Origin of the sequence: Trichodesmium erythraeum IMS101, assembly GCF_000014265.1 — a bacterium.
Lineage (GTDB): Bacteria > Cyanobacteriota > Cyanobacteriia > Cyanobacteriales > Microcoleaceae > Trichodesmium > Trichodesmium erythraeum.
Genome location: NC_008312.1, coordinates 91,914 through 105,727 on the forward strand (window position 1 = coordinate 91,914; position 13,814 = coordinate 105,727).

The 13,814-nt window shown below is 34.8% G+C and carries 9 protein-coding genes and 2 pseudogenes; 5 read left to right on the forward strand and 6 right to left on the reverse strand.

The features are described 5' to 3' along the window. Positions 1-553: 553 nt before the first annotated feature. A pseudogene (locus TERY_RS35775) lies at positions 554-841 on the reverse strand (transposase family protein). Positions 842-1,001: 160 nt separating this feature from the next. Further along, positions 1,002-1,175 (reverse strand): annotated as a pseudogene (locus tag TERY_RS35780) (DUF4277 domain-containing protein); the annotation flags it as partial. Between the two features lie 596 nt (positions 1,176-1,771). On the opposite strand from TERY_RS35780, the gene TERY_RS34275 reads away from it, so the two are divergent. From TERY_RS34275 to TERY_RS00295, 3 genes are all read left to right on the forward strand, one after another. After that, a complete protein-coding gene (locus TERY_RS34275) occupies positions 1,772-1,996 on the forward strand; it encodes a transposase family protein (protein ID WP_370496311.1) in 225 nt (74 codons plus the stop codon). A 326-nt stretch (positions 1,997-2,322) separates the two neighbouring features. Continuing rightward, complete coding sequence (locus tag TERY_RS00290) at positions 2,323-2,517, forward strand: hypothetical protein (protein ID WP_044136229.1); 195 nt, start codon at positions 2,323-2,325, stop codon at positions 2,515-2,517. A 252-nt stretch (positions 2,518-2,769) separates the two neighbouring features. After that, on the forward strand, positions 2,770-4,260 hold the full coding sequence (locus tag TERY_RS00295) for a leucyl aminopeptidase (protein ID WP_011609979.1): 1,491 nt from the start codon (positions 2,770-2,772) through the stop codon (positions 4,258-4,260). 790 nt (positions 4,261-5,050) lie between these two features. Here TERY_RS00295 and TERY_RS00300 read toward each other — a convergent pair. After that, positions 5,051-5,215, reverse strand: a complete 165-nt coding sequence (locus TERY_RS00300; protein ID WP_155994201.1) for a hypothetical protein — start codon at positions 5,213-5,215, stop codon at positions 5,051-5,053. Between the two features lie 1,151 nt (positions 5,216-6,366). Here TERY_RS00300 and TERY_RS00305 point away from each other — a divergent pair. After that, entirely contained in the window at positions 6,367-7,785 is a 1,419-nt protein-coding gene (locus tag TERY_RS00305; RefSeq protein WP_011609981.1) for an NADP-dependent isocitrate dehydrogenase, read from the forward strand. Positions 7,786-8,604: 819 nt separating this feature from the next. Continuing rightward, positions 8,605-9,933, forward strand: a complete 1,329-nt coding sequence (locus TERY_RS00310) for a HEAT repeat domain-containing protein (RefSeq protein WP_011609982.1) — start codon at positions 8,605-8,607, stop codon at positions 9,931-9,933. Positions 9,934-10,810: 877 nt separating this feature from the next. On the opposite strand, the gene TERY_RS00315 is transcribed toward TERY_RS00310, so the two are convergent. From TERY_RS00315 to TERY_RS00325, 3 genes are all read right to left on the reverse strand, one after another. Further along, complete coding sequence (locus tag TERY_RS00315) at positions 10,811-11,386, reverse strand: hypothetical protein (RefSeq protein ID WP_011609983.1); 576 nt, start codon at positions 11,384-11,386, stop codon at positions 10,811-10,813. Positions 11,387-11,536: 150 nt separating this feature from the next. Then, entirely contained in the window at positions 11,537-11,677 is a 141-nt protein-coding gene (locus tag TERY_RS00320) for a hypothetical protein (protein WP_155994202.1), read from the reverse strand. A gap of 1,446 nt (positions 11,678-13,123) precedes the next feature. Further along, positions 13,124-13,399 carry a hypothetical protein gene (locus TERY_RS00325; protein ID WP_011609984.1) on the reverse strand — a complete coding sequence of 92 codons (276 nt, stop codon included), beginning with the start codon at positions 13,397-13,399 and terminating at the stop codon, positions 13,124-13,126. Positions 13,400-13,814: the final 415 nt, after the last annotated feature.

The following is a 13,814-nucleotide window of genomic DNA, read 5'->3' on the forward strand; positions in this document are numbered from 1 at the left end:
CTACTTCTATATTAGCTTGATACACTCTATCACTCTTGTGTTGAGAGTAGTGATCAATTATTACCTACCCCATCATATTGAGTAAATACGAATTTTCCTTGTTGGTTTAGTACTTTGCCCTCCAATGGTTATCCGAGGGAACAGATAGTTTGACTCACACTTGCTAAATAGACAAAAGTATGTAATGGCTACTTTTGACTAAATTCTTAAATGCTCGATCACCATTTACAAGACCGTCGAAAATTGAGCCTTTTGTCATATGAAACCAAGTGTTTTATAGACTTCTGCAAAAATAGTCAAATCAATACTATAACTATCTTAATTGGAGCGATCGCTATTTCAAGAAGATAGTTAATTTTTACAGTCTCATAGGTATTAGAGATAGTTAGTATTAATATATAGCCCTAATTATAGTATTTTCACTCAAGAATTTTTTCAGAAATTATTGGCAAATTTATTAAGACAAAATAACCGTCCCTATTCCCAGTCTTACAAGTCCACAAATAGTCATTATTATTTGCGTATATTTATCAGAATTTAGCCTGAATCTTTCCTAGGCTACTCGAAATATTTTGAGTAATCTAATTACATGTTCTACAAAAATTCTTTCAGATGCCAGCTCTTTATTTTGAGACTTTTCCTTACTGGTTAATTATTGAATAGGGGCTTTTTTTTTAGGCGTTTTTATTGCTGGTTCTCCCACATAAGCTTTGTCCCTGGTAAATTTTTGCTCTTGATGGAATTTTTCTTGGGTTTCACGAAAAAAATTTATCTCACTTATTTGACCTAGTTTTCCAGCTTCGATATCAACAATATCTTTACCATTGAGTAACACAATCACCTGACTTTTTCTTGTATGACTTTTTTTCTTTCCTGAGTAATATTCTTTTTGTTTTTCAGATTTTTATAGCCTTTCTATACCCTGTTCATAGCTATCTATGATTAACTCAATATGCTGTTAAAATTTACTTAATAATTTCTTTGTCACTTGAGTTTTTTTTACCTATTCTAGGAAACTTGATGGTAACAATTACTTGTCCTGATATAATTTTTTTTTTACTATCAATTCCTAATTTTTGGTTAATTATTTCTACTATTCCCATCTCATCAATTAGTCCTGCTAGTATTCCTAAGTGGTGGATATTTTTGACTTTTATTTCTTCGCTTAAAGACATTCTTTTTATATTAGAGTTGTTGGTAAATAAGTGAAAATAAGTTAAGTTAAGAAGAAATTGACGAAGAATGCTAAATCTTAAACGGGCCTTAAAACAGGATAGGTTGCTCAGAGCATTAATACCGATTAAATCGTAAAGCATTTCAATCCTTACTCTTAACCTTTACTCAGGTATATGAGCAAACATTGAGGGATAAACCTCGTCAACGTTCTGTTGGATGAGGCCGTAAGGCTCGTTTACGGACTTTTGAGCACAAATAAATTTTTTATATTCTGTTCTATTTTAAATGCTACCCTACCTTTGATTTAGCTGGTATCTTGTTCGATATAGACCTTAGCCAGGCACATCATTGGGCTCATCGTTTACAGCCTATATTAGAAGCCGCCTTGGGAGAAAAAAAAGGCACTACCAGAACGCCAAATCAATAGTGCCCAAGCATTTATAGAGCGTTTCCCTGGAGTAGAACGAGTGGTAATGGATGGCACATAACGGCCAGTAAAACGGCCTACTGACTCAGAAACACAAAAAATAAATTATTCGGGAAAAAAAAGGGTCTATCCCGTAAACATCTAGCAGCAGTAAACCAAAATAAACAAGTGCTGGTATTAAGCCAAGATAGAGTTGGACAGTTACATGACAAGAAATTCCTAGACGAAGAAAAGTTGATAGGAAATATACATGGGGAAATACCAATTGAAGTAGATACTAGCTTTCAAGGTATTCAACAACAGTATGAAAGTATCCGCATACCCCATAAAAAACCAGAGGGAGGAGAATTAACTCAACAGCAAAAGATCGAAAATAGGACATTGAGTCAATAAGCGGGTGATATGTGAAAATGACTTCGCGGGTGTCAAGCACTATAGGGCTGTCAATCAGATTTACCGTAATTATATTGATGGATTGGACTTTCAGCTTTGCTTTATACTCTGGACAGTTTGATATACTATAGAAGGGAAGATCCATGGCAAGTTCTGAGAAAGTTTTAGTAGTGAAAATGTGGTTGATAAATCTGAAAAGCTCCGTAAGTAAAGAATAGGGCAGAAAAGGAAAAAATAGAACTATAATAATATTTGTATTTAGTGGGTGTCAATTTTTAAATTTTTGTTTCAAAATATTAAGTAAAGATGAGTTGAGAGTATTGTCTATGTTTCCATTCTTCGTTAAGTCCTGCTGTGGTGGGGACTTTTTTCAACCAGAAACTCGTAAGGCCCACCAGGAGAATAAACTTAAATTCCTTAAGTGGATGCGAGATGACTTAGAAACCAGATTGGCCGGACTTAATGCGGCTATTCAAACTATAGAACGGCAAATAAATCAAGATCAAGATCAAGCTTCCTAAGCTATCTAGAGTAGCTCCAGCTTTATTTCTTAAACTTTAACTACAGTTATCTATTTGATGGGGCGTAATATTTTTCGCCCCTTACTTTTATCTCCTAAGATTGATTTTGTTACTTGAAAGTAGGTATCTCTGAGGTAAAGTAATGACTTGCAATGCCTCAAGCCATTCTACTGTAGATGAAAGGCGCAAAGCAAATATATTAGCAAGACAGATTAAGATAATCTACTTATAAACACTTAAGAAAAAATCAACATGGAAATTAAAGTAGGTAACATACCTCAGTTGAAATGGGCCGGAGATGCTCTAGCTATTGGTTTATTTGAAGATGCTATAAAATTAACTGAAGATGCTATAGAATTAACTGAGGAAATGGCCGAATTGGACGAAATGCTATCTGGTACTTTATCTGAATTAATTAAAGAAACAGAATTTAAAGGTAAAGCGAATAGCAGTGTCTCAACTCGTGTCGGTATAAAAACCTCTATTCGGAAAATTATTGTAGTTGGCCTAGGTAAATTAGAGAAGTTCAAATTAGATTCTCTGCGCCAAGCTGCAGCTACCTGTGGACGCTTGGCAAAAAAGGAGAGATGTAAAACTTTAGGGATTAGCCTGCCAATGTGTCAGGATGCTGATTCTACAGCTATAGCTATTACAGAGGGTATTGAGTTAGCCCTCCATCAAGATAATCGTTTTAAATCTGAACCAGAAAATCTAGGGCCAGATCTAGAAAAAGTGGAGTTAATTGGTTTGGCTGCTTCTGATGAAGCGATCGCCCATGCTCGAAAAATCTGTTCAGGAGTCATCTTTGCCAGAGAACTTGTAGCAGCTCCTGCTAATTCCTGTACCCCAATAACTATGGCTGAAACTGCTCAGACCTTAGCTAAAGAGTTTGGTCTAACTCTAGAAATTTTAGAAAAAGAAGATTGTGAAAAACTAGGAATGGGAGCTTTTCTTGGAGTTGCTCAAGGTTCTGACTTGCCACCAAAATTCATTCATGTAACTTATAAACCAGAAGTTACTCCTCGTCGCAAGCTAGCAATAGTAGGAAAAGGTTTAACTTTTGACTCTGGTGGGTTAAACTTAAAAGTCTCTGGTAGTGGCATTGAAATGATGAAAATTGATATGGGTGGTGCAGGTACAACTTTTGGTACTATTAAGGCGATCGCTCAGTTAAAACCAGATGTAGAAGTTCATTTTATCAGTGCTGTAACTGAAAATATGGTTAGTGGTCACGCCATACATCCCGGTGACTTTCTGACTGCTTCCAATGGTAAAATTATTGAAGTTAATAATACAGATGCAGAGGGACGTTTGACTTTGGCAGATGCATTAGTCTTTGCTGAAAAGTTGGGAGTAGATGCAATTATAGATTTAGCGACTCTCACAGGTGCTTGTGTTGTGGCATTAGGTAATGATATTGCTGGTCTGTGGAGCCCTAATGATAATTTAGCTGCAGAAATAACAGCAGCAGCAGAAAAAGCTGGAGAGAAAATGTGGCGGATGCCTTTGGAGGAGAAATATTTCGAGGGTTTGAAAGCTATGCATGCTGATATGAAGAATACCGGTCCTCGCCCTGGTGGTGCTATTACTGCAGCTTTATTTTTGAAGCAATTTGTTAAAAATACGCCTTGGGCACATTTAGATATTGCCGGTCCGGTTTGGGTAGATACAGAAAATGGTTACAATAATCAAGGTGCAACTGGTTATGGTGTTCGGACTCTAGTGAATTGGATTTTGAGTTAGTGGGAATTAGACAAAACAGTAGCAGAAAATATACTCAAGTATAGACAAGTAAAAGTTTTGACGTCAAAAACATATAAATCCTTAATAAGTATGGGTTTTAGCCATTTTTAGGGCATTGACGCAATTCCCTTGTATAAATTGACTTTTCCAAATGCTGCACAAACAAATAGTTTTTTCCAAGAAGTACCACTAAATTAATATTCAAAATTTTGGGGTTTCCTTCACCTAATATCATGTCCGTTGGTATAGTCTAGTGTCAAAGCTAAGGAAATATCTAATTTAAGGTTTTTCCTTTTCTTGAACCTTCTCTCCTAGATAACTAGAACCTTATTTCTCCTTCCTTATTTTCCCTAATAATGATTCTACCGGACATGATATAACTGAAAAAAATACCAAAAAATTAATCAATGTAACTATTGCCCACTCCTTTCCCTGGCCAACAAATTTTGATCATATATTTATTTTCAAAAGAGAGATATTTTTGTTTACTTTCCTTAGCCAAGCAATAACTAAATTTAGAGCTGGCAAAGAAAGAGGTCAAAATTTATCCTTCTTTGAAGATAATTCAATATTTGCTGGTTCTACTATTATTGACGACTCTAAATTTGATTAGCTTCTAAAAACAATGAATAATTTATATCACGATCAAACTGCAAGGCTGTTTGTCAAACAAATCTTAAAAACGGCATGAGTTTTTAGTACCAAGCTTTCGTAACATCAATCTAATTATTGCAGTCTAAATCAGATATTCACTTATCTCAGGTAGTTATTTATACTCCACAGCTAAACGTCACTTCTGAACTAGCCATCTTCTAGGTAAAACTTCAAATTGTTGAGTATTACCCTTGACTATTTCCACTCCTGCTGAAATCAGGTCTGCGATCACCATAGCCAATTTCGATCCTCTATAACCAGACTCAGCCCAAACTAATTCGTCCTTCTGAAATATTTTCATTCTGTTCCATGACCAGGACTTTAGTCCATCAGGGTTCTCCCATATTTGCCTCACTTACCACTACTCCTAGTAGTCTTCCTTGATTAGAAAATAAGATACGACCCTTCATAATTTTTACTTTTTTACCTACTATCTAAGCCATACACCTCCCTCTTTTTGCTGTTGTTTTTACCCTATAAAAGTCAACAACTGCTGTAGTAGTTTTTGGAGTCGTACTTCTTAGACTCTTGTCTCTAACCGTAGAGTATAATTAATTTATTCCCAAACACTATATCCGTAGTATTTACGAAATTTTATTGATAAAGTTTGCAAAATTGGTAGCTTCTGGGGAAAAGAACGCTAATGAAAACCAGAGTAAAGGATATATAATATACCATTTACTACTTCTGTGAGATTAGCATTTAGTTTGGGCACTGCTTGAGAGAGGTTTCGGTAGCAGAGGTTCGAGTAGTTCCCACTCGCGAGGGCTTAGATCCCTGGCTAAAGATTTTCGCGACATTTATTTGGCAGTGATCATTATTTTTTTATTTTCCTACCTTCAATATTTCTTCATAGCCATCTTTTTTTTACAACCAGTCTCTGAGAAACTCTAACCAAATAATTACCTTCTGACAAGAAATTAAGAACTATTCTTTCATCAAAATTACCAATATTTTTCGACTCTTCAAAAACCTCTAAAATTTATATATACAATTCCATTACTATTGATATATTTAATGCTGCAACTAGTAGTCTATCTTACTAAAATTCGCCATAATTACAAACTTAACTAGAGAAATATAAAACACAAAAAACGCATATATTTTTTTTACAAAAAAGTATATTTTATTCATAAAAAATCTGCTATTTACGCTACTTTTGCACTCCAAAAACCTACAAAAATAATTAAATTTCTTCTTTCCTCCTTCCTTTTTCCTTAACTTAAATAAGACTGACATATCCACTCCAAAAGAATTCCCTTGAGATTACTATCTTGACCGACTGCGACCCGAAGACTGTCCCTCGTAATGAAAAAAATATATTGCGCGTGGGTAAGTCCTATTAAATCCTAAAAAAAATCTTATGTATATTTCAAAATATGTCATTATACATTGATAATCTGGACACAAAAGCATATATTTTACTCCAAACTATCAAGAAACTATCAAGGTATGTACGAAAAAATAACCCCCCCAACCACAGGGTCTAAAGTCACTTTCAGTAACGGCCAACCCATCGTTCCCGACGACCCTATTATCCCATTTATTAGGGGCGATGGTACTGGATTAGATTTGTGGCCAGCATCTCAAAAAGTCTTTGACGCAGCGATCGCTACTGCCTATGGAGACAAACGCAAAATTAATTGGTTTAAAATCTACGCTGGTGATGAAGCGTGTGACAAATATGGCACTTTCCAATATTTGCCGGAAGATACTCTAAATGCCATAAAAGAATATGGTATTGCCATTAAAGGTCCTTTAACAACACCCATAGGTGGAGGTATTCGTTCCCTAAATGTCGCATTGCGTCAAATTAATGATTTATATGCTTGTGTTCGTCCTTGTAGATATTACACGGGTACACCTTCTCCTCACAAAACACCGGAAAAATTAGATGTCATCATTTACCGGGAAAATACAGAAGATATTTATCTGGGAATAGAATGGCGCGAGGGAACTGATATTGCTAGCAAATTGATTGACATTTTAAATAAAGACTTAATTCCTGCTACTCTCGAACACGGCAAAAAGCAAATTCGCTTCGACTCTGGTATTGGTATTAAACCTGTAAGTAAAACTGGTTCCCAACGTTTGGTTAAACGTGCTATTCAAAATGCTTTGCGTTTACCTAAGTCCAAACAAATGGTAACTTTGGTACATAAAGGTAATATTATGAAGTACACCGAAGGCGCATTTCGTGACTGGGGTTATGAGTTAGCAACTACAGAATTTCGTCAAGAATGTGTCACTGAAAGAGAATCTTGGATTCTTTCTAATAAAGAGGAAAACCTTAATATTAGTAGTGAGGAAAATTCTCGAAAAATTGACCCTGGTTATGATGCTTTAACACCAGAAAAACAAGCAGAAATTTGCCAAGAAGTTGAGGATGTATTGGCAGCTATTTGGGATAGTCATGGGCATGGAAAATGGAAAGAGAAAATCATGGTAAATGACCGAATTGCTGATAGTATTTTCCAACAAATTCAAACTCGACCAGAGGAGTATTCTATTCTGGCAACTATGAATTTGAATGGGGATTATTTATCCGACGCAGCAGCAGCTATTGTTGGTGGTTTAGGTATGGGTCCAGGTGCTAATATTGGTGATAAATGTGCTATTTTTGAAGCCACTCATGGTACTGCTCCAAAACACGCAGGTTTAGATAGAGTAAACCCTGGTTCTTTAATTCTTTCTGGTGTAATGATGTTAGAATATATAGGCTGGCAAGAAGCTGCAGATTTGATTAAAAAAGGTATTGAGATTTCTATTTCTAATGGTGAGGTAACTTATGATTTAGCAAGATTAATGGAACCATCTGTGCCGGCTTTGAAATGTTCTGAGTTTGCTGATGCAATTATCAAGCATTTTTAAAGATTAAAATCAAGAAAAATTGTGAAAGTTTAGAGGTTGAGAAAATAGGTATTGTCTGAGGATTAATATCATGTCTTAAAAACTTTTATATATTTTGAATAGCAGGGGAGTGGGATACAAGTAAACATAATAAAAATCAACATTAAGTTAGCTAAAATTATGTAAGAATTTGTTTTCCTAGTGTTAATTACTGAAATTTATGAACTGTTCCCTAAGCATAGTATCAATGGGAATTGGTGGAAGTCAAAATTTAAAATTAATTTCTGAATAAGTTTTTCCGGCTTTAATGCTCCGCAAAAAAGGATTGACAAATGTCCGCGCTCTAAATGAATAGTTCTATAAAATAGAGTTTAGTGGTTTGTAAGTTATAATTTATTTGACCTAAAAATTAACTGCATACTTCAGAGGTTAATCTATGCCCTAAGCTGTCTTACAGAAATAATGAAAATAGCCATAATATTTTCTCATATTCAATCTGATTTAGGCGGAAAGACCATTTCTCAAAAACTTTTTTACATTTTCTTGACTGACAGTAGGGATGTTGCATACAAAGTCCGAGAGCAAAGTAGGAAATTTGCATGTTAATGTCCCGACAAAATATGGATAATTAATTTAACTGGCTAGTAACTATAAAAAATCTATGTATTAATGTTAATTACTTAATAATTCAAGTGTCACCTAAGTTGAGCATCAATACACTGTAATTAGTAGAATTTTTAGTCTGGTTTGTATACCTAATAAATTAATTATACTAAAGTTAAAGCTGGTCAAATTAAATTTTAGGTAAAATTTTCCTTATTCCCTATTTCCTATTTTTATATGTCAAATCTTCTTGAACAGGCAAAAATTGCTGCCCAAAAACAAAACTGGTCTTTAGTCAATTATTATCTACAGCAATTTATCTTAGAGAGTAAGTCAAATAAAACTCCTTTAATATTCCCAGACAACAATGTTGTTATAGATGAGGTAATTGACTTAGCAATAGAAGTTATGGAAAATGGAGATTTTCAAGAAAAATGGGATATTAATAAACTGTTTAAGCAAATTGGAAAACCAGCTATCGCTCCCTTAATTGAAATTCTTAACGCCCAAGAAGTAGATCTAGAAGAACGTTGGTTTATAACTAGGATATTGGCAGAGTTTAACACTGAAGAATTCCTAGAAGTTATGGGGAATATAGTTATTAGATCAAAGCCAAAAGATATACAGGAAATAGCAGCAGAAATAAGAGCAAATTGTGGTAATTCGGGAGTTGATTTATTAACAAATTTATTAGCAAAGCCAGAGTTAAAATTATTGGTCATTAAAGCTTTAGCTAAAATTAACTGTATTAGTATGATTCCAGCATTGTTAACTTTCGTTAAAGATGAAAATTATGAAGTGAGAATCATGGGAATTTCTGCTTTGAATAATTATTGTGACTCACGCATTCCTATTGTATTAATTTCGGCTTTAAAAGATAGAGTGGCAAAAGTTAGAAAAACAGCAGTGATTAGTTTAGCTAGTTATGCTAATTTACACCAAGAATTAGGTTTGGTGAAGTTACTACAACCCTTACTATGGGATATGGATGTTGAAGTTTCTCAACAAGCAGCGATCGCTCTGGGAAAAATTGGTACCAATTTAGCAGCAACAGCTTTATATGAACTATTAAAAACTGCCACAGTGCCAATATTTTTAAAGATAGATGCAGTGCGTGCTTTAGGTAGAATTGAAACTCAAGTATCCTTAGAATATTTGCAAAATTTACTAGAGTATAATTTCTTAGTTGAAGATTATGATATGGCACAAATTGTTAATGAAATTATCACGGCATTGGGTAAGTTAGAAAAACCTGAATTAAAACTTCAAGCAACAGATATTTTAATTGAATTTATTACCAGTCATAACTCTAATCTAGAAAATATTTGTGTGAAAAAATCTTTGGCTTTAGCTCTGGGATACTTAGGAAATATTCATGCTTTAGAATCTCTAATTCAATTATTAGAAGATGAAGATAATAGTGTTAGACTTCATTCTGTAGCAGCGATGAAACAATTAGATTCAGAAAAAGCATATCAAAGACTTATTTTTTTATCTGCACAAGCAAGCCTTAACTCACAGTTAAAAACAGGAATAGCAATAGCTCTTGCAGAATTGAATAATTAACTAAATCTGAATTATGATTAATATCATGCTCGGTTTAATAGTTATAAATAACCAAGAGAGGAGTTAGGAGTTATATCAAATCTGAGAAAATAATTAAACATTACCAGAGCATCGTGTTCTGGGTATGTTCAGTAGGGGAAACCTGTAACTCTGAGGATTTATTTAGGAATAGAAAGCTTCGAGAAATATCGGTCGAACACTTACAAGATAAAATTAACACAGTTGAAGAGGGCACATAAGGTCTTGGCTAGAATCTGGTATTATCTGTGATCAAAGGAAAAAGCCAGGTAGGAAATTATCTCCTAAATAAAAGTAATAATCATTTATCGAACAAATGAAAATTTCACAAAATCATCCAAATTTGTCAACATTTTTAAAGGCTTACTAAATTATGTGTCATAAGCAAAGCGCCAAATCTCTCTATTTTAAATTTCATTGAAAAAGCTGAATTTTTGTAAATTTTGAAATCCCTGAAATCGGGATTATTAAAATCTACAGTACACAGTCCACAGAATTCAGGCCTTGTTAGGTAAAACTTAACCCACCCCTAATACTCCTCTCCAGGGAAGTAATAAAGGTGGGTAATATTTTATTTTCTGCTTCAAACCGGGGAGTTGGCTCCAAACAGTTTACAAGCATAAATTCGGCGGGTGCAGCCCACCCTAGTTCTAACATTGACGAATCCATATTGGGATAACATAATTGTCACATTTAAGTCCTAGTCTATAATTATTCTACTGTCGGAGGACAGTTGAAAGTACAGTCCTTTGACTTTAATTCTTCATGAATATGACAGCAATTATGGTAAGTTTTGGATGATAGAAACTATTAGTTTCCCTACCCAAACCTTCTAAGTCAAGCCATGTAGATTTCATACTTAGTCATCCACAATTTGAGCCCAATCTGGGAAAGAAGGAGGAAAAAAATTAATATCGTACTCAGACTCTTCCCACTCATCAACCCATAATGGCACTACCCCTACCCCTTGTATAGGAGTTCTTGAGAATACCCTTTCCCTTGATTCAATAGTGTGAAATATCTGTTTAAGGGTATCTCCTAAATTAAGATTGAAACTTAAGAGTTCGTCCAATTCAGGGTCAAGTCGTTTGACTCTTTGTTTATCATCCTCAACCCACAAAAGTTTTAAAGACTTGAGGGATCTTGGACTAAGCTGAGAGCGATAATAAACACGCTTAAGTTGAGCTACAGGCTCCAAGCTTCTTTCTACTCTCCTAATTTGCTGTAACCGAAGAAAGTGCCACTCTGCCAAATGTTTTCGCTCTTCAGGAGGTATTTTCCCTTTGCTAGTAGCGTGTTGAAAGGCATATCTGGCACAACTACATCCAAGATTAGCTAACAAATGGATTAACTGTTTCTCTTTCGGAGTTGCTTGTCTTCTTTCTGCAGTTCTCGTAATAAGCCTTTTTCTGCGTGTAGTAGTTGTTGTATCCATTATTTTGGTCAATAATACTAATCAGAACATATTACTAGAATAATCGAAGGTAGAACTCTAATCGGTCAGAGAGAGTTCTACCAAATTCTAAATCTAGTTTAATCTGTATGAACGATTCTCCCGGAATTTATTTATACTTTCGGTGTATATTTATGGATTTGTCTCTATGACCTCTGCGTTTCCATCTTCATCATTTCCTTCGTAAGGTGGTTTATCACTAATTAATATTTGACTCTCTTCAATCGTTGTCCCATAAGATAGCCCTAAGTTCCAGGTAGTAGCCTTTGGCATTTGGCCAAATGTTAAGCCTGCGGAGGCTATTAATCCGAAAGCGATAATATTCTGTTTCATGGTAGTAGATGAACCCTGTCTAGTGCTTGGAATTAACCACTAATGCTTTTGCCACCTGTAAAAAATGGGTTTTTGCAAAAGCCCTCTTGTATTCCAAAGAATCAGTCTGTAATTATATAAGAAACATAGGCACAACCTGATGGATTACAAAAAACTGGAATTGAGGTATTAGTAGTCTTATCACTATATTCTCCTAAATCCTAATATTTGGGATGTGGATTATAAACCATTAGGGAGTTAAGCCATCAGGTAACTAGTCCATCTAGGAGTTGTCCATCAGGGGCATCTACTTTTCATCTAACTATCAGGGCGTATCTTTCATCTGCAGTTCTAAAATCGCTGTCTATTCTTTCAATAGGCAGTATTTTTTTTATGATACCAATTCCTGAACTTAATACTCAGATTGATTGTAATTATGTCATACCCAAATATTTATGTAATTGTATAAATAGTCGGCAATGAGGATATTCCTGAAGTAATTGTTGGACTAATGGTAAAGTTAGATCATAATTATACTACTCTGCTTATAGGAAAACAGGAGTCTTATTCTTTACTAATAAAATCTTACTATAAAATTCTAATTCTTTACCTGTTTCTATAACCAATTTGATTTTTGAAGCTCTTGTCCACATTGACGGGACAATTGGATATTTATGACTAATGTGTTCTTTAGGGCTAAGAGTTACCCAAGGGTTAGGGGAAATATTTTGCCAGTAGCAACAGTTGGTTTCAATTATTACTTGTCTATCGGTCTATAAGGTTTGAAAGTTTGAGGTTGACCTCTTCTACTCATAGCTCTATCAACATACGCTAGTATCATGGGTCAGAGCACCTACGACTAGGCCACCTGCAAGAGGAATAAAATCTGCTGCTGTACTTGCCTAATAACCTATAGTTTTTGGGTATGTTTCATGGTGGAGACCGATTAAATTTCCTGTAATTTCTCAGGTTTTCAGAAGTAGGGCTCAAGAGTGGCCCGAAGAAATCTCCCCCAAAATCAATACTAACTTTTCATCATCAGTAAAAACTGGGTTTTTGCAAAAGACCTCTTGTATTCTAAAGAATGAGTCTGTAATTATATAATAAGCATAGGCACAACCTGATGGATTACAAAAACCACAAAGTGAGGTGTTAGTAGTCGTATCATTTATCTTCTTCTAAAGTCCTACTATTTGGGCTCTTAATTATTAACAATTAAAACAATTAGGGAGTTAAGCCATCAGGTAACTAGTCCATCTAGGAGTTGTCCATCAAGGGCATCTAATTTTCATTTAACTATTCAGGGCGTATCTTTCATCTGCAGTTCTAAAATCGCTGTCTATTGTCCCAATAGACAGCATTTTCTAATTATACCATTTTTTCAGTCTCATGCTCATGATTATTTAATTATTTTATGCCTAAATATTTATGTAATTGTATAGATAGTCGGCAATGAGAATATTCCCGAAGTAATTTTTGGACTAATGGTAGAGTGAAATCACGGTTATACGACTCTGGTTGTAGGAAAACAGGAGTCTGATTCTTTACTAATAAAATCTTACTATAAAATTCTAATTCTTTACCTGTTTCTATAACCAATTTGATTTCTGAAGCTCTTGTCCACATTGACGGGACAAGTTGACCTCTTCTACTCATAGCTCTATCAACATACGCTAGTATCATGGGTCAGAGCACCTACGACTAGGCCACCTGCAAGAGGAATAAAATCTGCTGCTGTACTTGCCTAATAACCTATAGTTTTTGGGCATGTTTCATGGTAGAGACCGATTAAATTTCCTGTAATTTCTCAGGTTTTCAGAAGTAGGTATCAAGAGTGGCCCGAAGAAATCTCCCCCAAAATCAATACTAACTTTTCATCATCAGTAAAAACTGGGTTTTTGCAAAAGACCTCTTGTATTCTAAAGAATGAGTCTGTAATTATATAAGAAGCATAGGCACAACCTGATGGATTACAAAAACCACAAAGTGAGGTGTTAGTAGTCGTATCATTTATCTTCTTCTAAAGTCCTACTATTTGGGCTCTTAATTATTAACAATTAAAACAATTAGGGAGTTAAGCCATCAGGTAACTAGTCCA

Bases quoted from the DNA above. Each gene is read 5' to 3' on its own strand.
- TERY_RS00290 (WP_044136229.1), top strand. From the start codon at position 2,323: ATGTTTCCATTCTTCGTTAAGTCCTGCTGTGGTGGGGACTTTTTTCAA.
- TERY_RS00295 (WP_011609979.1), top strand. From the start codon at position 2,770: ATGGAAATTAAAGTAGGTAACATACCTCAGTTGAAATGGGCCGGAGAT.
- TERY_RS00300 (WP_155994201.1), bottom strand. From the start codon at position 5,215: ATGAAAATATTTCAGAAGGACGAATTAGTTTGGGCTGAGTCTGGTTAT.
- TERY_RS00305 (WP_011609981.1), top strand. From the start codon at position 6,367: ATGTACGAAAAAATAACCCCCCCAACCACAGGGTCTAAAGTCACTTTC.
- TERY_RS00310 (WP_011609982.1), top strand. From the start codon at position 8,605: ATGTCAAATCTTCTTGAACAGGCAAAAATTGCTGCCCAAAAACAAAAC.
- TERY_RS00315 (WP_011609983.1), bottom strand. From the start codon at position 11,386: ATGGATACAACAACTACTACACGCAGAAAAAGGCTTATTACGAGAACT.
- TERY_RS00320 (WP_155994202.1), bottom strand. From the start codon at position 11,677: ATGCCAAAGGCTACTACCTGGAACTTAGGGCTATCTTATGGGACAACG.
- TERY_RS00325 (WP_011609984.1), bottom strand. From the start codon at position 13,399: ATGATACTAGCGTATGTTGATAGAGCTATGAGTAGAAGAGGTCAACTT.